At 69.4% G+C, this 17,682-nt stretch carries 18 protein-coding genes; 13 read left to right on the plus strand and 5 right to left on the minus strand.

Features of this window, described 5'->3' with window-relative positions:
• The first annotated feature begins 87 nt into the window (after nt 1-87).
• From ON30_RS10960 to ON30_RS10970, 3 genes are read left to right on the plus strand one after another with little or no spacing between them, the layout of a single operon-like run.
• The gene (locus ON30_RS10960) at nt 88-1,095 is read left to right on the plus strand and encodes an ABC transporter substrate-binding protein (protein ID WP_040706357.1); all 1,008 of its coding nucleotides are present in this window, start codon (nt 88-90) and stop codon (nt 1,093-1,095) included.
• The gene (locus ON30_RS10965; protein ID WP_040706285.1) at nt 1,092-1,964 is read left to right on the plus strand and encodes an ABC transporter permease; all 873 of its coding nucleotides are present in this window, start codon (nt 1,092-1,094) and stop codon (nt 1,962-1,964) included. The genes ON30_RS10960 and ON30_RS10965 overlap by 4 nt, the downstream gene beginning before the upstream one ends.
• 31 nt (nt 1,965-1,995) lie before the next feature.
• The gene (locus ON30_RS10970) at nt 1,996-2,781 is read left to right on the plus strand and encodes an ABC transporter ATP-binding protein (RefSeq protein WP_040706286.1); all 786 of its coding nucleotides are present in this window, start codon (nt 1,996-1,998) and stop codon (nt 2,779-2,781) included.
• A gap of 337 nt (nt 2,782-3,118) precedes the next feature.
• On the opposite strand, the gene proS is transcribed toward ON30_RS10970, so the two are convergent.
• Nucleotides 3,119-4,540 carry a proline--tRNA ligase gene (gene proS / locus ON30_RS10975; RefSeq protein WP_040706288.1) on the minus strand — a complete coding sequence of 474 codons (1,422 nt, stop codon included), beginning with the start codon at nt 4,538-4,540 and terminating at the stop codon, nt 3,119-3,121.
• A 235-nt stretch (nt 4,541-4,775) separates the two neighbouring features.
• On the opposite strand from proS, the gene ON30_RS10980 reads away from it, so the two are divergent.
• The 5 genes from ON30_RS10980 (at nt 4,776) to ON30_RS11000 (ending at nt 10,757) form a co-directional block, all read left to right on the plus strand.
• Nucleotides 4,776-5,963 carry an alcohol dehydrogenase catalytic domain-containing protein gene (locus ON30_RS10980; RefSeq protein WP_040706290.1) on the plus strand — a complete coding sequence of 396 codons (1,188 nt, stop codon included), beginning with the start codon at nt 4,776-4,778 and terminating at the stop codon, nt 5,961-5,963.
• Nucleotides 5,964-6,146: 183 nt separating this feature from the next.
• Nucleotides 6,147-6,794, plus strand: a complete 648-nt coding sequence (locus tag ON30_RS10985) for a hypothetical protein (RefSeq protein ID WP_157183688.1) — start codon at nt 6,147-6,149, stop codon at nt 6,792-6,794.
• A 227-nt stretch (nt 6,795-7,021) separates the two neighbouring features.
• On the plus strand, nt 7,022-7,990 hold the full coding sequence (locus tag ON30_RS10990; RefSeq protein ID WP_157183689.1) for an aspartyl/asparaginyl beta-hydroxylase domain-containing protein: 969 nt from the start codon (nt 7,022-7,024) through the stop codon (nt 7,988-7,990).
• 106 nt (nt 7,991-8,096) lie between these two features.
• Nucleotides 8,097-8,858, plus strand: coding sequence for an SDR family NAD(P)-dependent oxidoreductase (locus tag ON30_RS10995; RefSeq protein ID WP_040706293.1), 762 nt, complete (start codon nt 8,097-8,099; stop codon nt 8,856-8,858).
• A gap of 372 nt (nt 8,859-9,230) precedes the next feature.
• On the plus strand, nt 9,231-10,757 hold the full coding sequence (locus ON30_RS11000) for an MDR family MFS transporter (protein WP_040706294.1): 1,527 nt from the start codon (nt 9,231-9,233) through the stop codon (nt 10,755-10,757).
• A 41-nt stretch (nt 10,758-10,798) separates the two neighbouring features.
• Here ON30_RS11000 and ON30_RS39000 read toward each other — a convergent pair whose 3' ends face one another.
• Nucleotides 10,799-10,951: a hypothetical protein gene (locus tag ON30_RS39000; protein ID WP_157183690.1), complete on the minus strand. Its 153-nt coding sequence runs from the start codon at nt 10,949-10,951 to the stop codon at nt 10,799-10,801.
• 329 nt (nt 10,952-11,280) lie between these two features.
• Here ON30_RS39000 and ON30_RS11010 point away from each other — a divergent pair, with 329 nt between their 5' ends.
• The 4 genes from ON30_RS11010 to ON30_RS11025 are packed head-to-tail and all read left to right on the plus strand — an operon-like array spanning nt 11,281 to nt 13,227.
• Nucleotides 11,281-11,610: a hypothetical protein gene (locus tag ON30_RS11010; RefSeq protein ID WP_040706297.1), complete on the plus strand. Its 330-nt coding sequence runs from the start codon at nt 11,281-11,283 to the stop codon at nt 11,608-11,610.
• On the plus strand, nt 11,591-12,103 hold the full coding sequence (locus ON30_RS11015; protein WP_040706299.1) for a DUF6879 family protein: 513 nt from the start codon (nt 11,591-11,593) through the stop codon (nt 12,101-12,103). The genes ON30_RS11010 and ON30_RS11015 overlap by 20 nt, the downstream gene beginning before the upstream one ends.
• A complete protein-coding gene (locus ON30_RS11020; protein WP_040706300.1) occupies nt 12,100-12,939 on the plus strand; it encodes a helix-turn-helix domain-containing protein in 840 nt (279 codons plus the stop codon). The genes ON30_RS11015 and ON30_RS11020 overlap by 4 nt, the downstream gene beginning before the upstream one ends.
• A 51-nt stretch (nt 12,940-12,990) precedes the next feature.
• Entirely contained in the window at nt 12,991-13,227 is a 237-nt protein-coding gene (locus tag ON30_RS11025) for a hypothetical protein (RefSeq protein ID WP_040706302.1), read from the plus strand.
• Nucleotides 13,228-13,338: 111 nt separating this feature from the next.
• On the opposite strand, the gene ON30_RS11030 is transcribed toward ON30_RS11025, so the two are convergent.
• Together ON30_RS11030 and ON30_RS11035 are read right to left on the minus strand one after the other, a co-directional pair.
• Nucleotides 13,339-14,373 (minus strand): MCE family protein, encoded by a 1,035-nt coding sequence (locus ON30_RS11030; protein WP_040706304.1) that lies wholly within the window; start codon nt 14,371-14,373, stop codon nt 13,339-13,341.
• 22 nt (nt 14,374-14,395) lie between these two features.
• A complete protein-coding gene (locus ON30_RS11035) occupies nt 14,396-15,652 on the minus strand; it encodes an oxygenase MpaB family protein (protein WP_040706361.1) in 1,257 nt (418 codons plus the stop codon).
• A gap of 147 nt (nt 15,653-15,799) precedes the next feature.
• On the opposite strand from ON30_RS11035, the gene ON30_RS11040 reads away from it, so the two are divergent.
• Entirely contained in the window at nt 15,800-16,408 is a 609-nt protein-coding gene (locus ON30_RS11040) for a TetR/AcrR family transcriptional regulator (protein ID WP_051029173.1), read from the plus strand.
• 334 nt (nt 16,409-16,742) lie between these two features.
• Here the strand turns inward: ON30_RS11040 and ON30_RS11045 are convergent, their stop codons facing one another.
• Entirely contained in the window at nt 16,743-17,654 is a 912-nt protein-coding gene (locus ON30_RS11045) for an NADP-dependent oxidoreductase (protein ID WP_040706306.1), read from the minus strand.
• Nucleotides 17,655-17,682 lie beyond the last annotated feature (28 nt).

Raw genomic sequence — 17,682 nt, forward strand, 5'->3', positions numbered from 1 at the left:
CTGTATACGCAGCTGTACACGGCACCGTATACCGACGATCGACAGGGTGAGACCGCGATGACTCCGCAACGCAGAACCGCAGCGACCGTGCCCCGACCACGGCGGGCCGGGTGGGCGCTGATCACCGCGCTGCTCGCCGTCGCGGCCCTGCTCGCGGGCTGCTCGAACATCGACTCGACCTTCACCCAGCGCGCGGGCGGCGGCGACGGCGACCAGGTCGTGCGCGTCGGCACCCTGCGCGGTCAGCCGCACCTGTTCGCGCCGTTCTTCTGGGACGGCTTCCTGCCCGCGGGCACCGTCGCCGACGTGGTCGTGTTCGACTCCTCGCCCGATGTGAAGAACGCGCTGGTCTCCGGCCAGATCGACGTCGCGGTGATGGGCGTGCCCGCCATGCTCGCCGGCGCGGCCGCCCAGCAGGACGTGCGGTTGGTGGCCGCCTCGGCCGACGGCGGGTCCGCGATCGTCGGCCGACCCGAGATCGCCGACGTGAAAGCGCTGCGCGGCAAGCGCGTCGGCTATCCGGTGGGGTCCTCGCAGGAGGTGCTGCTGCGGTCGACGTTGCGCGCCAACGGCATCGACCCCGACGCCGAGGTGACGCTGGTCAACCTGACCTTCGCCGATATGGCCAACGCCTACGCCAGTGGGCAGATCGACGCGTTCTCCTCGGCCGAACTCGGGCCGTCGGTGGCCAAACAGAAAGGGGCGCACGACATCGTCTCGCCCTACGACACCCCGGTGGGCAAGGTGAACATCGGCCTGGCGACCACCCAGCGGGTCATCGACGCCGACCCGGACCTGGTGCGCCGCGTGGTGGCCGCGCACACCGAGGCCGTGCATCACATGGACACCCACCGCGACGAGTGGCAGCGGCGCGTGGTCGCGGAATTCGGCCTCGATCCGGTGGTCGCCGCCTCCGCCATCGCCAACACCTGGCCACGCGCCGATCTCGCGCCCGGCTACCTCGCCCAGGTCGCCGCCCTGGCCCGGGAGATGGCCCGCCTGGGACAGTTGCCCGCCGCGCCCGAGATGAGCACCTTCGTCGACGACAGCTTCCAGCCGTCGGCGTCCGCCCCGAAGCAGGAGGCCCAGAAGTGACCGTCACCGCCGAAGCGCCCGCCGCCGCGCCGAGCGCGCCCGCGCCCGCCGCGCGTCACCGGAGCGCACCGCTGCGCGCGCGCCTGACCGCCGTGCTCTTCGCGATCGGACTGCCGCTGGTGCTGACCGGGCTGTGGGCGCTGGCGGTGCGGATGCAGTGGAATCTGCCGCTGGGCATCGACATGCGGTTCGTGCCGTCCCCGCTCGAGGTGCTCACCCGGATCGGGGATCTGGCGGTCGGCTCCGACGAGGCGACCAGCGGAACCCTCTGGCGGCACACCGCCGCCAGCGCGCTGCGGGTGCTCAACGGTTTCGTCATCGCCGCCGCGCTGGCCATCCCGCTCGGACTGCTGATGGGCCGGATCCGTTTCGTCGAGCGCGCTTTCGACTCCACGATCAGTCTGCTGCGCCCCATCCCGGTGACCGCGTGGGCGCCGCTGGCGCTGCTGTTGATCGGGTTCGGTGACCGGTCCACGATCTTCCTGATCGTGCTCGCGGCGTTCTTCCCCATCCTGATCAACACCATCGCGGGCGCGTCGGCGGTCTCGCCGCGACTGCTCGAGGCCGCCGCGATGCTCGGCACGCCCGCGTGGAAGGCGTTCTTCACCGTCGTGCTGCCGAGCGCGATGCGCTCGATCACCTCCGGTCTGCGGGTCGGCCTCGGACTGGCCTGGGTGGTGCTGGTGGTCGGCGAGACCGTCGGCATCCGCACCGGCCTCGGCGCGCTGATCACCCAGGCCAGGGATATGAGCCGCACCGACATCGTGGTCGCGGGCATGATCGTCATCGGTCTGGCGGGCCTGGCCTCCGATCGCCTGCTCACCTTGTCGCTGCGCCTGCTCACCCGCGGGCGACCCGGCCTGATCTGACTCGTTCCCCTCTCTCGCAAAGGAATTAGGCATGACAGCCTCCGTAGGGCTCGGCGCGGCCATCACCATCGCCGACCTGGTCAAACAGTTCCCCTCCGACCTGGGGCCGGTCACCGCCGTCGCCGATCTCGATCTCGACATCGCCGCCGGTGAGTTCATCGCGATCGTCGGCGCGAGCGGTTGCGGGAAATCCACGCTGCTGCGCATGCTGGCCGGTTTCGAGACCCCCACCGCCGGTCGGCTGGAAGTCGACGGCGCGGCGGTGCGCGGGCCCGGACCCGATCGCGGCGTGGTCTTCCAGGACTACGGCCTGTTCCCTTGGTCGACCGTGCGCGAGAACGTCGCCTACGGGCCGCGCCAGAACGGGGTCGCGCGCGCCGAGGCCGCCGAACGGGCCGACCGGTTCATCGATCTGGTCGGGCTCACCCGGGTCGCGAAGCGCTATCCGGAGCAGTTGTCGGGCGGGATGCAGCAGCGCGTGGCGATCGCGCGGGTGCTGTGCAACCAACCCGCGGTGATGTTGATGGACGAACCGTTCGGCGCGCTGGACGCGCTCACCCGCGGTTCGCTGCAACGCGAACTCGAGCGGATCCACCGCGAACTCGGCACCACCACCGTCTTCGTCACCCACAGCGTCGAGGAGGCGGTGTATCTCGCCGATCGCGTGGTGGTGATGAGCGGTGGGATCTCGCACGGCACACCGGGACACATCGAGGAGGTGGTGGCGATCGATCTCGACCGGCCCCGCGATGTCAACGGTACGGCGTTCAACGAGCTCCGTCGCCGGATCAGTGCGCTGATCGAGGGCGGGTCGTGAACGCCGCACCGCTGTCCCAGCGACGCTGCTGGGTCGAGGTCAACTGTCTCCGACAGTCGAACTGTCATTAACTTAGCAAGCGTCCAACCGGTTGTAAACCGTTTCCGTAGAACTTGTTACGGCGGGCCGGGGTGGTCGGGAAAACCCCAGCTCGCCGTAGTTAATTCGCTGTGCTACAGCACAATCTCGCACCGGGCGGGCCGGCGGTGCGTCCGGCTGTCTCCGGGGGAGCCTCTGAGGTCGCGTGGATGCTAATCCCGGATCACATAGTCATCCGCCGCCGGATCGGCACGCGGGTGTCTGAGCCCGCGCGCCGACGACCCCGCGCGCCGACGACTCAGTAACTGCGGCCGACTACGGCGACCAGATCCGCGTCCTCGACCGAGTCCGGGATGCCGCCGTCGGCGGTCTGCAGGCACCGCACGCTCACCGCCTGCTCGTTGAGCGCCCGCTCGCCGTCCGCGCCGAGCGCGGCCCACGGGATGCGGGCGAACCCGGTCCGCGCCGCCGCCAACGCCTGCTCGACGGTCGATGCCTCGACGGTCCGTTCGTCGAGTCGAACCCGCGCGGCCGCGAACATCTCCGACTGCGCCGCCGCCAGCAGCGCGGGCACCGTCGCGGCGAGTTCGGCGGCGGGCGTCGCGGACTTGCCGCCGCCGTCGCGGCGCACCAGGGTCACCTGGTCGTTGTCCACGTCGCGCGGCCCGATCTCGATCCGCACCGGCACGCCTTTGAGTTCCCAGTCGGTCGCGCGCCGACCGAAGCCGCGACTGGTGCGGTCGTCCAGACGCACCCGCACACCCGCCGCGCCCAACTCCCGGCTCACCTTCGCCGCCGCGGCCAGCACGCGGGGATCGTCCTTGACCGGCAGCACGACCGCCTGCACGGGCGCCACCCGCGGCGGGATCCGCAGACCCTGGTCGTCGCCGTGCGACATGATCAGTCCGCCGACCATCCGCGTGCTCGAGCCCCACGAGGTCGTCCAGCAGGTCTGCTCCTTGCCCTCGGCGTCGGTGAAGCCGATGCCGAACGCGGTGGCGAAGTTCTGGCCCAGTTCGTGACTGGTCGCCATCTGCAACGCCTTGCCGTCGCCCATCATCGCCTCGCAGGTCATCGTGTTGATCGCGCCGGCGAAACGCTCCCGCGCCGTCTTCACGCCCACCAGGACCGGGATCGCGAGCACCTCCTGGAGGAAGTCGCGGTACACCTCGAGGTGCACGCGCAGCGCGTAGGCGGCGGCGTCGGCGCGCGAGGCGTGCGCGGTATGCCCTTCCTGCCACAGGAATTCGCTGGTGCGCAGGAAGGTGCGCGGGCGCAGTTCCCAGCGCACCACATTGGCCCACTGATTGAGCAGCAGCGGCAGATCGCGGTGCGACTGCACCCATTTCGCCATCATCTCGCCGAACACCGTCTCGCTGGTCGGCCGCACGACCACCGGTTCGGTCAGTTCCTTGCCGCCCGCGTGGGTGACCACCGCCAGTTCCGGGCTGAAGCCCTCGACGTGCTCGGCCTCGCGTTCCAGATACGACTGCGGGATGAACAGCGGCAGGTACACGTTCTCCGCGCCCGTCGCCTTGATCCGCGCGTCCACTTCCGCCTGCATCCGCTCCCACAGCCCGTAGGCATACGGTCGGATCACCATCGTCCCGCGCACCGGCCCGTTGTCGGCCAGTTCGGCCTTGTCCAGCACATCCTGATACCACCGAGGAAAGTCCTCGCTCTGCGAGGCGAGCACGCTCGGCCGCTTGGTAGTCGTCACGGCCCCGATGCTAGTGAGCCGTGCCGCACCCTCCTGACGACGAGTCCCCGTGACACCGTCCGCCCCGACCGCGACGGTTCGGCCGTCCGCGCCGTCGCGGCCCCACCCTCGCACACCGCCTCCCGGCGCCGGCTCGACGAGATGCGCCGCGGCCTCGGCTGAGCGGGCACTGTTTCGGCGCGAGCGGCCCGGGTAGCGCGGCGGGGTAGTGACCGTCCCCGAGTGAGGAGCTGTGATGCGGGCCGTGACATGGCAGGGAAGACGCAAGGTGTCGGTGGAGACCGTGCCCGATCCGCGGATCGAAGAACCGACCGACGCGATCATCGAGGTCAGTTCCACCGGGATCTGCGGCTCGGATCTGCACCTGTACGAGGTGCTCGGACCGTACATGAACCAGGGCGACATCCTCGGGCACGAGCCGATGGGACGGGTCGTGGAGGTCGGCTCGGGTGTCGAGCAGTTGTCGCGCGGCGACCGGGTGGTGATCCCGTTCCAGATCAGCTGCGGCATCTGCCTGATGTGCCGGGCCGGTCTGACCACCCAGTGCGAGACCACCCAGGTCCGCGAATACGGCTGCGGCGCCGCACTGTTCGGCTACTCCAAACTCTACGGCAGCGTACCGGGCGCGCAGGCGCGCTACCTGCGGGTGCCGCACGCCGACTTCACCCACATCACCGTCCCGGAAGGTCCCCCCGACGACCGCTACCTGTACCTGTCGGACGTGCTGCCGACCGCTTGGCAGGCCGTCGAATACGCCGACCTGCCGCCCGGCGGTTCGGTGACGGTGCTGGGCCTGGGGCCGATCGGTGACATGGCCTGTCGGATCGCCGCGCACCGCGGCTACCGGGTGATCGGCGTCGACCGGGTGCCCGAACGGCTGACCAGGCTCGCCGCCCGCGGCATCGAGGTCGTCGACCTGCGCGAAGCCGACGGCGGTCTCGGTGACCTGATCCGCGACCGCACCGACGGGCGCGGCACCGACGCGGTGATCGACGCGGTCGGCATGGAGGCCCACGGTTCGCCGGTGGCGTCGTTCACCCAGAAGACCACGGCGCTGCTGCCGGACGCCGTCACCGAACGCCTGATGGACACCGCGGGCGTCGACCGGTTGGCGGCGCTGCACGCCGCCGTCGACATCGTGCGTCGCGGCGGCACCATCTCCGTGATCGGCGTCTACGGCGGGATGGCCGATCCGATGCCGATGCGCGTGCTGTTCGACAAGCAGATCCAACTGCGCATGGGGCAGGCCAACGTCAAACGCTGGGTGGAGGAGATCGTCGCGCTGCTCGGCGACGGCGATCCGCTGGGCGTGGAGAAGTTCGCCACCCACCGGTTGCCCTTGGACGACGCGCCCGCCGCCTACGAGGCGTTCCAGCACAAGACCGACGGGGCCGTCAAGATCATCCTCGATCCGGCCGCCTGAGTCACAGGATCTCGACGTATTCGCGAACCGCGCGGCGCGGTGACGCGGGGACGGTCGGGCCACGGGCGGAATTCGGCGCGGCCGATCCGGCACACCTGCTCTTCGTTTCGCCGGGTGATCGAATGCCGCGCGTGCGACGATGATCGAAGGTGGTGCGAGGAGGTCGTCCGGATGGTTGTCGGGGTGCGCAGACCCTATGACGGGCGCGGCGCGGACGACGGACGCCGCGGCCGCCGGAATCAGGTGGTCGTCCGCCCGGCCCGCACCGAGGTCGCCCATCGCGTCGCGACCAGTTTCGAACGCCTGCTCGCCGCGGGCTACGACCGGCGCGATTTCGCCGGCGCGAGCGAGGTCGACATCGACGCGCTGGCGATCCTGCAGGACGCGCCCGCGGTGCCCGAGGCAGTCCGGGAGATGCTGCGCCTGATCGGCGTCGACCCGGGGCCGCTGCGCGCTCTCGGCGATTTCGGCGTGCGCACCGCCGACGCGGGCGCGAAAGACGTGGCCGCCTGCCTGCTCGACGCGCTGCCGCCCGCCCGCCGCGACGCCCTCGACCCCGAACGCATGCTGGTGATCGCCGACGACCCCGGTGCGTTCGCCGTCGTCATCGGCGGACGCGACCTGGCCGACCCCGACCCGCCCGTCCACGTCGTCAACGCGACCGGCGAGGTGCGCGACATCGATTCGGTCACCGCCTATTTCGCCGACTGCGTGGATCGCCTGCTCGCCGCGCGCCGCAGTCATCCGGCGGGGACGCTGCCCCGACCCGGCCGACCCGCGGGCTTCCTGCGCACCGCCTTGCGTTCGTTGCGCACCCGACTGGGCCGCTGAACCGCCGTCACCCGCTGCGCGTGGCCGCCGACGTCGTCGCCCACGGTCTCCTGCGCGGGCCTGCGCGCCGCTGATCTCCGTAACGCACTGGGGGACAAAGAAGTTGCCGAATCGTTCGTTGTCGGCGCCGATTCCCTGTGGAAATCTGTAGGAAGGAAAATTCCGCGCCGACCGTGCCGAACGGTCGGTTCATTGTGATGAGGTGGTGTCACGTGGAGTCCGACGTCGTGAACTCTGCGCAATCTCCTCGGCCCGCCGCGGTCGCCCTGCTGCCCACCTTCGAGGTGGACCGCTTGGTGCGCGAGGTCAAGGCCGTGCGGCGGCAGCCCTGGGAAAAACCGCGGCGCTGGTCGGTGTCCGGGGCGCCGGGGGCGGCCGAGCAGGAGTGGCGGGTGCTGCCCCTGCGCACGCCCGGCGGCGACCCGGAGCGCACCGACCCCGGCGGGCCCGGTCCGCTGGACTTCGCCGCCACGCCGTGGTTCGACCGACTGCCCTACCTGCGCGCGATCGCCGAGGGCCTGCCCGCCCCGCTCGCCGCCGTGCGCCTGATGTCGCTGGACCCGGGCGCCCGGGTGGCGCGGCACCGCGACCCGAAATACCACCCCGCACGCGGATTCGTCCGTCTGCACCTGCCGATCCTCACCGACCCGGCCGCGGTCCTCGACCTCGACGGCGTCGAATACCGTTGGCAGCCGGGCGAACTGTGGTACGCCGATTTCAGCCTGCCGCACGAAGTGCGCAACGACGGCGACACCGACCGCCTGCACGCCGTGCTCGATCTGCTGATGACCGAGCAGTTGGCCGACTTGTTCCCCGCCCGCGAAAGCGCGGCCCTGCGCGCGGGCGGCGCGCTGTTCAACAGGATGCCCGAGCCGTTGCCCCCCGACCGGGAGGCGATGATCTGCTCCACCGAACTGCCCGCCTCGTTCCTTGACTTCGCCAACGAGCAGCCTTTCCACCGCATGCTGCCCACCGTCGAGGTCGTGGTCGCCGCGGAGAAGGGCAAGGCGGTGGTCGAGGCGGCCGACGGGTCGCGGTGGGCGCTCGCGCACCTCGGTGGAGGTGAATTCCGGTTCGCCGGGTGGAGTGATCAGCGCACTCTCGAGATCGCCGAGGACGTGGTGATCCTGCGCTGTCGCGACGGGCGCACGACTCGCACCGCGGTCGTCTCCGCGCGCCTGGTGCAGAACAACTGACCTGCCTGAACTGCTGTTTCGTCGAGGCTTCTGCGAAAGATGGTGACGCCGCGCGCGCCGGGTTATACGGTCGAGGCGGCACCAGCACCGGAAGTGAGGAAAGTTCATGGAGATTCAGGGAGCACGCGCGGTGGTCGTCGGCGGCGCGTCGGGGATGGGGCGGGCGAGCGCGGAACTGCTCGCCGCGCGCGGCGCCCAGGTCGTCATCGTCGACCGCACCGCGAGCGAGGGGCAGAAGATCGCCGCCGACCTGGGCGGGCGTTTCTTCAGCGGTGACGTCACCGATCACGCGGGGATCGAGACCATCCTGGCCGAGGCCACCGAGCATCTCGGCGGACTCGACATCGCGGTCAACACCGCGGGCGGCGGCATCGCCAAGCGCACCCTGACCAAGACCGGGCCGCACGATCTGGAGTCCTTCAGCCAGATCATCAACCTGAATCTGATCTCGACCTTCAACCTCAACCGGTTGCAGGCCTGGCACATGAGCCAGGGCGAGCCCAACGCCGACGGCGAACGCGGTGTCATCGTCAACACCGCCTCCATCGCGGCCTTCGAGGGGCAGATCGGCCAGGTCGCCTACACCGCGGCCAAGGCGGGCATCGCGGGGATGGCGCTGACCATGGCGCGCGATCTGGGCTCGGTCGGCGTGCGGGTCCTGGCCATCGCGCCCTCGCTGTTCGACACCGGCATCCTCGCCGGCGTTCCCGAGGAGGTCGTCACCCCGCTGGTGTCGGGCAACGCTTTCCCCAAGCGGATGGGCAGGCCCGACGAATACGCGAAATTGGTCGGCGCGATCGTCGACAACGCGATGCTCAACGGTCAGTGTCTGCGGCTGGACGCCGGAATGCGGTTCGCGCCGAAATAACCGTTTCGTCCCGTTCTTTCGCGGCGGGCCCGGATCGGAATTCCGAACCGGGCCCGCCGTTCCGTTCCGGTGGACGTGTCACCGAATGCCCAGCTCACGGCCGAAAACCGCCGGTAACCGATAAGTGACCAGCGTCACTCCGAGGCGAGGAATTCCGCCGTATCCGGCGCTCAACTGTGGTTTTGTCAACGGTTGCGCCCGGCGTGCGCGGAAAATCGGATGAATCCTGTCGGTGTGGCGCGGAATACTCACCGGCGCTCGATGAGTTCGAGCAGCTGATCCCGTCTCGAACTTCGAGGCGCCGGAACGAACCGGCGCCGGCATCACCAGCCCGGATGCCACCCGCGACCACGCCCACCCGGAGGTAACCCGATGTCCGCTCCACCAGCCGAACCTCTCGCCGGAGGCCGGACCCCGACCGTCATCCGCGTGCTGGTCCTCGCCACCTTCGTGGTGATCCTCAACGAGACCATCATGATCAACGCGATCCCGCGTCTGATGTCGGACCTGCACGTCACCGACCGGGCCGCGCAGTGGGTCTCCACCGCGTTCATGCTCACCATGGCCGCGGTCATCCCGACCACCGGGTGGTTCCTGCAACGCGTCACCACCCGCACCGCCTACAGCCTCGCCATGGGCGTGTTCCTGTTCGGCACCGCGCTCTCGGCCGTCGCGCCGTCGTTCGCGGTGCTGCTCATCGGCCGCGTCATCCAGGCGTTCGGCACCGCGGTCATGATGCCGCTGCTGATGACCACCCTGATGACGGTCGTCCCCGAACAGGACCGCGGCCGTGTCATGGGCAACGTCACCCTGGCCATCTCCGTCGCCCCCGCGATGGGGCCGGTCATCTCCGGCGCGGTGTTGCAGATCGGTTCGTGGCGTTGGCTGTTCGTGCTGGTCCTGCCGATCGCGGGCATCATCACCTGGCTCGGGCTGCGCAAGCTGGAGAACATCGGCGAACCGCAGACCGGTGACATCGACATCGTCAGCGTCATCGCCGCGGCCCTCGGCTTCGGCAGCCTGGTGTTCGGCCTGAGCCGCTTCGAGGGCGGCAATTTCGCGGCCCCCGCCCTGATCGTCGCCGCGGGCGCCGCTCTGATCGCCGGTTTCGTGTTCCGCCAGTTGCGCCTGCAACGCGTGGGCACCCCGCTGCTGGACCTGCGGGTCCTGCTGTCGGGCACCTACAGCAAGTCGGTGGCGCTGATGTCGCTGGCGTTCATGGCGATGATGGGCTCGATGATCCTGCTGCCGCTGTACCTGCAGAACCTGCGCGGGCTGAGCCCGCTGGCCACCGGCCTGCTGGTGATGCCGGGCGGTCTGGCGATGGGGCTGCTCGGCCCCACCATCGGCCGCCTGTTCGACCGGTTCGGTGGTCGCTGGCTGGTCATCCCGGGCGCGGTCGGCATCGCGGTCGCGCTGGCGGGCTTCACCGCCATCTCGATGACCATGCCGTACTGGCAGCTGCTGGGCCTGCACATCCTGCTGATGGTGTCGCTGGCGGCGACCTTCACCCCGGTCTTCACCCTCGGTCTCGGCGCGCTCCCCACGCACCTGTACTCGCACGGCAGCTCGATGCTGGGCACCCTGCAACAGGTCGCCGCGGCCTTCGGCACCGCCCTTGTGGTCACCGTCATGTCCACCCGCAGCACCACCCTCATCGAAGGCGGCACCGACCCGGTCACCGCCCACCTCGACGGCACCCGCCTGGCCTTCCTCGTCTCCGCCGCCCTGGCCCTGATCGTCATCGTGGTCGCGATCCTGCTCCCCAACCGCCCGGAGTCCCCCCTCCACGGCCACGGCCCGACCCCCGACGACAAGGAACCCGTCCAGGACACGGACACCCCGGTCGACATCACCAAGCCCCGCACCGACCCCACCCCGGAACTGGTCAAGGGCTGATTCTCTCCCTCGAGCCCCTGCGGATTCCTTTCCGCAGGGGCTCAGTACTTTTCGAACACACCGTCGGCGTACCCCCAGCGAAGCAAGCGGGTCGAAGCCGTGGCGAACTCGTCGACCGATCCGACAGCTCGACCTGTGGTCAGGTCCAGGTCGAAACACTCGCGAGAAACCCCCAACACCTGCGCGATCATCATCCGGGCCACCTCGGGGACCGATCGTTTGTCCGTGGTCACCGACCATCGGTCGACAGCCGGAACCCGCACGATCCAATCGGATCCGCAGCAGTGCACCGTGACCAGATACCGCATGACATCCCCTCTCCATTGGTCGGCGGCCCGGTACCGGGACAGTCCACCGGTATCGGGCGCCGAGGCGAGGGTAGGAGCTCGCGAGGTGGGCAGGCCACGCTCATGCACGACTATGCAAGGGTTGTCCGATTCGCTGGCGCACAGCATATTTCGCGGTCAGACTTCGGACAGCACACACATCATGCCCGTGCATGAATGACCGAAGGGGTGAGGTTATGGCGCTCAGGTTCTTGGGTAGAGGCGGCAGCGAAGCCAGCGGCTGCCCGTCGATCTACGAGACGGACGAGGGCAGCTTCTTGGTTCAAGGGTGGGTCACGGGCCGGCCCGATGTGGTGGAAATACCCCATCTTCTGACAGGATTCGTTCCCGACGACGCGTTCCTGGGAGCGACATTGACCGACACGGGCCGGGGGACCTTCTCGATCAACGGCAGGCCGGTGGTCGATGCCGAGACTCTGGGACAACTCGAGTTGGCCGAAGACGAGGCCGCTGTCGAGGTCGAGAAGAAGGTGAGGACCTACTTCGGTGCTGCTGGTCGAGAATGATCCGTGGCCGGATTGGTTTCGCGGTCTACGCCGGAGCGCATTTCATCTCGAGGTCCGCGACTCGTACTCGGAGCCCGCGGAGAACGAACGTCTGCGTGCGTTTCTGGCCGGCGAGGAACCACCCGAGGAGGAACCTGTCCCGTGGCACGCGCTCATGCGGGAGACCACCCAGCGGGGGGTCTCGGTGTCGCGGGTCAGGGTCGTCACCGAGCCGCTGTCCGACTACCACCGGTGGTTGTTGACGATCACGGCGCGCAACATCGCCTCCGGAGAGGATATTCGCTACGTGCCTCGGCACCTCGCCGGGACGGTTCCCGCCGATGATTTCTGGTTGTTCGATGACGAGTGGGTGGTCTACAACGTGGTGGACGAAATCGGGCGCCCGCGCGGAGCGGCGGTGACGATCGACCCGTCCGTCGCCGAATACGCGCGGGCTTCGCGAGATCGACTCTGGACATCGGCGGTCCCGTTCTCGTCTTACGCCGCCGGGTGACCGCATCGGTTCAACAGCAGCGCGAAGCTCTCGGTAGGAGGCTCCGCGAGCTTCGCGCCGCGGCCGGCCTGTCCGGTGCGGAGCTCGCGCGGCGGGCCGGATGGCACCAGACGAAGGTTCCGAAACTGGAGTACGGGCGAATCAAAGCTTCCGACAACGATATTCGGGCCTACTGTCGGCACACCGGCAGCCATGGCGAACTGGCTGATCTTCTCGCGACCCGAAACAATCTCGAATCGGCATATGTCGAATGGCGCAAGCGGCTCGGAGCGGGCACACGTCAACGGCAGCAGACGTTGGTCGAGTTGACGGACAAGGCGAGCATCATCCGGATCTACAATCCGATGTTCGTGCCCGGATTCCTCCAGACCGCGGAATACGCGGCCGCGGTGCTGCGGAACGTCAGCGCGTTCTACCAGACGCCCGACGATGTGGAAGCAGGCGTGGCGAAGCGCCTGGAACGGCAGCAACTGATGTACAGGGGTTCGCGAAAGTTCCATTTCCTTCTCGGCGAGCAGGCGATGTACACGACAGTGGGTTCCGAGGGGGTGATGGCGGGCCAACTGGACCGTTTGTTGGCTGTGACGGGGCTTCCGAGGGTGACGCTCGGTATCGTGCCCTTCAAGGCAGGCCTGCCGTTCGCGCCGACGAATTTCACGATGTTCGACCGCGAGATGGCCTTGGTGGAAGGTATCTCGGCCGAACTCACCGTGACCCAGCCGCGCGAACTGGCTCTCTACGGTCGAGCCTTCGATACTCTCGCCGCCCGGTCGGTGACCGGCGAAAAGGCTCGGGCACTGATCAGAAGCGCACTGGAGAGTCGATCTTCGGACTGATCCGTTGGCTCGCGAGGCAATGTCGACCAGAGGGAAGGGACGTCAACCGCCGTGCTGTTGGTGCCCGACGAGGGATTTCCGGACCTGCTCCGAAAGTGTGAGCGGGAAGCCCTGCATCTCGAAGTGCTCGACTCGTATGCCGAGCACGACGATACGGTCGTCTTCTCGGCGTCAGGTGCGTGGTCGGGAGCGGTCACCACCGATCCGCACATCGCCGCGTACTGCGGCGGTCTCCGAGATCGGTCGTGGCCACTGGGTATCCCGTTTGAGGAGTACGTGCATCGGTGACCGGTTCCGCCGATCGACACCTCGATACGGCCTACCTCGGGCGGCGCGAGAGTTCTCGGAACCGGTGCGTTGGGAGACGGTCGGCTGGGTTGATGGGGCGAATCTGCGTGGTCAGCGGCAGACGGCGGAGTGGGAGTTGCCGCCTACGGAGGCGACTACGCCTCGGGGGAGGACGAGGTCGTAGAGGGAGATGTCGAGGCTGCACAGGTAGGCGTTGGCCCAGGTCCCTTCGCTGAAGGCTTCGCCGAAATTGCCGAGGTAGGCGGGGAAGTCGACGGCGAGGCGGTCGAGGCGTTCGCCTTCTGCGAGCAGCAGGGTGAGGGCGCGGGTGGTGGAGTTCTGGGCGGGGACGAGTCCGGGTTGGGTGTGGGCGATCATGCGGGTGAGGGTTTCGGTGGTGGTGGCGATGCGGGTGGTGGCGGCGTCGAGGGCGCTGCCTTGGTCGCGCAGGCCGTCGATGAGGGTGCGGGTCTGGGCGACGAGGGTTTCGAGTTCGTCACCGCGTTGCGCGAGCCGGTGGGTGACGGTGGACAGTCCGACGATGACCTGGGTGAGCACGAGGTCGCGGCGTTGCCAGTCTCCCGCAAGTGCTGCGGCTTGGGTGATGAACGCGCCCAACGACATCCGGTCGCCTTGCAGGGCTTGGACGAGGGTGCCGGTGAGGCTGTCGACCTGCTCGACCGACAGTGTGCGGAACAGCGGTTGGAATCCGTTGAGCAGCACCGAGATGTCGAAGGAGGGTTCGGTGCGCTCGATCGGTATCCGCCCGCCGGGCGACAGCGGTTCCGGGGCGGGTGCGCGGCCGGGGGCGAGGGCAAGGTAGCGCTGCCCGAGGAGGTTCTGGTAGCGGATGAGGGCTTTGGTGTCGGTGTAGAGGGTCTGGTCGCGCTGGACGATGAACCCGACGATCGCGCGGTAGTCGCGCGCGGCCGGATCGCGGTGCAGGTCGATGGATTCCACGCGTCCGACCCGCACGCCCGCCATGCGCACGTCGTCGCCGACGCGGAGTCCGAGCGCGTCGCCGAAGACGGCGGTGTAGTCGACGGTCGGGCCGGGGACGCTGCGCGCCAGGGTGTTCCAGACGAGTGTGGTGACCAGCAGGGAGGTCAGCGCGAAGGCGGCGAAGCCGAGCAGTGGTCTGCGCACGGTGGTTCTCGTTCGGGCGGAGTCAGCGGCGCAGCGCGCCGGTGGCGTCGAATTGCGCCTGCCTGCCGCGCATCTGGGAGCGGTACCAGTTCTCGCGGTGGGCGACCATGACGCGTTCGTAGAGGCCCGCGGCCCCGGGGACGGTGCGGCGCACGAGTTCGGCGGCGAAGACGGCGGGGGTGCGCAGCAGCGGGATCAGGAGCCACGGGAACGCGGGCGGCAGGTCGTAGCGCCTGCGGGTGGTCGGCAGCATGAACAGGGCGGTGTAGGCGCCGTGCAGGCGGTAGTTGTAGCTCTGGCGCAGTCGGGCGAGTCCGCGCTGTTCGGGGCGGGGCGCGAAGGCGGCGGGGTAGGAGCGGATCAGTTCGGCTCCTTGTTCGCCCGCGTCGTAGGAGCGCGCGACGCCGACCATCGCCATCAGGCGCGCGGCCTCGGCGATGGTGTCGGGATACCAGTCGACGCGCACGCCGAGCAGGTGGCCCATGTAGCGCTGGAAGTGCAGCAGCGCGCGGATCTCGGCCGGGGTCGTGGGGTGGCCGAGCGGCCACAGGCCCGCGGCGGGGGTGAGGCTGCCCGCGAGCAGGGTCAGCACCATGTAGCTCTGGCTGATCGGCAGACCCCAGCGCTCGGGGTCCCATTCGCGGTGTCCGCTGACCCGCCCGCGCACCGAGACGTGCATGACGCGCACTTTCAGCGCCGTGGCGCGCCCGGCCGAGCCGGGGGTGAGGATGGCTTCGGGCGCGGAGACGTCGATCCAGAAGCGGGTGGTCTCGAGGAATCGGCGCAGTGCGTTGTCGCCCGCGTAGCCGCCCGCGAGCGAGAGCGGTGTGGTGACGGCGGCCTCGGTGTACATCTCGAGGGTTTCCGCGCCGGCCATCGCGAACAGCATGGTGCCCCAGCGTCGCCAGATCGCGGCTCCGCGTTCGACCAGGTCGGGGCGGACCCAGTCGGGCACCGTCTCGAATTCGGCGAACAGCGCCCGCATCGCCTCGGGCGCTTCGGGGACGGCGTCGATGCCGTCGGTGAGCGCGCGTTCGAGCAGGGCGCGTCCGCGTTTGGGGCCGATCTCGCCGCCGAAGACCTCGGCGACGAAGCGTTCCGCGACGGGGTCGCCGCGGTGCAGGTCGGCGGTGAAGGCGCGGGCTACCTCGTCGCTGGGGAACAGTCCGTCGCGCAGCACCTTGCGCGCCAACCGGTCGAGGTGGCGGATCGCCGGGCGCTCGCGTTGTTCCCAGTAGCGGAAGGAGGTCGGGCAGGGCGCGGACGTGCTGGGGGCCATGGTGACTTCCTCCTGGGCGAGCTCGCGTCGACCATCCATTCGCGACGGTACGGACAGACCGTACGCTACGGTATGGCGCAACATACGCATAAGTACGGAAATGTGGCCGTGCGATAGGCTGACCGGGACTTCCGACGAAAGGTGGACATGCCCGATCGGCCCGCCGCACCGGTGTCCAAACGCAAGGCGGCCGCGGCGAACCGCGCCGCCGCCCGCCGCCTGGGCGTGCAGGACTGGATCGACGCCGCGCTGGCCCTGCTGTTGCGCGACGGCGTCGCCGCGATCTCGATCGCGCGCCTGTGCGAGGAACTCGGCGTCACCAAGGGCAGTTTCTACTGGCATTTCGACGGTCTGGACCAACTGTTGGAGACCACCGCGCAGTTCTGGTGCGCGGAGCGCAACGACCTGACCCGCGGTTTCCAAGGGCTCGAGGATCTGGCGCCCGAGCAGCGGCTCGCGCGGATGGGCGAACTGCTCGCGGGCGGCCGGGTGTGGGAGGTCGAACTCGCGGTGCGCGATTGGGCCCGCACCAACGAGAACGTGGCCGAGGCGGTGCGCGCCTTGGATCGTCGACTGTTCCGCGCGCTCGCGGAAACGCTGGTGGAGATGGGTTTCGAGCCGGAGCAGGCCGCGATGCGCGCCGGGTTCATGTGCTACGCCGCGATCGGGTTCGTGCACGGTCATCAGAATCTGCCGAGTCCGTCGGAGGATCAGCGTCGCGAGTTCTTCCGTTTCATCACCGCGCGCCCGAACTGACGCGGCGTCACAGACCGATCGGTGTGATCTATCCCCCTCGGTCTGTTCGCGCGCGGGCGCTCGGCCGAGATCGGCGTGGCCGCCTCAGGCGTTGTGCGCCAACGGCATCCGGCGGATAGTGGTGTTGCGCTGTTCGGGCGCGCACCAGACCGCGAGCGACGTGGTGAAATCGGCGGCGTTGCCTCGCTGGGATGGGCGGAAGCGGCATGCCCTCCGTCGATGCCGCCGCCCCCGATCGCTGCGGCGTCCTCTGTGCGGATCACCGGATTTCGCGCGGCGGAACCCCCTTCCGATGTGCCTGTCGGAAGGGGGTTTTCGTCGTTCGAAGAGCGGATCAGGGGCGCAGCACGTACTTTCCGCGGACACCGCCCTTGGCGACCGCCCGGTGCGCGTCGGCGGCGTGGTCCAACGGGAGGATCGCGTGCACGCGCGTGCGGAGTTCGCCCGTGGCCGCGCGGTTGAGCAGGTCCGCGAGTCGCGATCCGTCGGGGCGGGTTTCGACCGCCGACACGGTGATCCCGCGTTCGGCGGGCGGGGCGAGGTTGGGGCGGACGCCGACGAGGACGCCGCCGTCGCGGACGTAGGGGAGGGCGGCGGCTTGCAGGGCGGCGGCGTCGCCGACGGCGTCGAAACCGGGCTCGGCGTCGGTGGTGAACTCGACGCCGAGGTCGCGGACGAACTGTTCGTCCTCGGCTCTGGCCAGGCCGGTGACCCGCCAGCCGCGCGCGGGAGCCAGGACGGCCAGGTGACCGCCGACCGCGCCCGCCGCGCCGGTGACCAGCAGGCGGCCGCCGTCGGGGGCGTCGCCGAGCAGGTCGAGCAGTTGCGCGGCGGCCAGGGCGTTGAGCGGCAGGCTCGCGGCGGCGACGAGGTCCAGCGCGGCGGGAACTTCGGCGACGTCGGCGGCGGGCACGATCAGCTGTTCGGCGTAGGTGCCGTAGTCGCGGTCGAAGCCGGGCACGATGCCGGCGACGCGCGTGCCGACCGGCAGCGTGACGCCCGCGCCGACGGCGGCGACCGTTCCGGAGAAGTCCCAGCCCAGTCCGGTGTGCTCGGGTTGCCGGATCAGGCCGAGGTCGTGGAAGAAGCCGTCGGCCACGCCCAGGTCGACGGGGTTGACGCCGGCTCCGGCGACGGCGACGCGGATCTGTCCCGGTCCCGGCTCGGTGACGGGCACGTCGATGATCTCGATGGCGTCGGGGCCGTTCGGGGTGCGGACTACGGCGGTGCGGAAGGTGCCGGTCATGATCTCGCTCCTGTGGGGGTTGTGTTCC

This window comes from Nocardia takedensis NBRC 100417 (genome assembly GCF_000308695.1).
Classification (GTDB): domain Bacteria; phylum Actinomycetota; class Actinomycetes; order Mycobacteriales; family Mycobacteriaceae; genus Nocardia; species Nocardia takedensis.

Coding starts and splice junctions, on each gene's coding strand:
- ON30_RS10980 (WP_040706290.1), top strand. CDS start 4,776: ATGCGGGCCGTGACATGGCAGGGAAGACGCAAGGTGTCGGTGGAGACC.
- ON30_RS11010 (WP_040706297.1), top strand. CDS start 11,281: ATGGCGCTCAGGTTCTTGGGTAGAGGCGGCAGCGAAGCCAGCGGCTGC.
- ON30_RS10995 (WP_040706293.1), top strand. CDS start 8,097: ATGGAGATTCAGGGAGCACGCGCGGTGGTCGTCGGCGGCGCGTCGGGG.
- ON30_RS11040 (WP_051029173.1), top strand. CDS start 15,800: ATGCCCGATCGGCCCGCCGCACCGGTGTCCAAACGCAAGGCGGCCGCG.
- ON30_RS11000 (WP_040706294.1), top strand. CDS start 9,231: ATGTCCGCTCCACCAGCCGAACCTCTCGCCGGAGGCCGGACCCCGACC.
- ON30_RS11045 (WP_040706306.1), bottom strand. CDS start 17,654: ATGACCGGCACCTTCCGCACCGCCGTAGTCCGCACCCCGAACGGCCCC.
- ON30_RS10970 (WP_040706286.1), top strand. CDS start 1,996: ATGACAGCCTCCGTAGGGCTCGGCGCGGCCATCACCATCGCCGACCTG.
- ON30_RS11035 (WP_040706361.1), bottom strand. CDS start 15,652: ATGGCCCCCAGCACGTCCGCGCCCTGCCCGACCTCCTTCCGCTACTGG.
- ON30_RS39000 (WP_157183690.1), bottom strand. CDS start 10,951: ATGATGATCGCGCAGGTGTTGGGGGTTTCTCGCGAGTGTTTCGACCTG.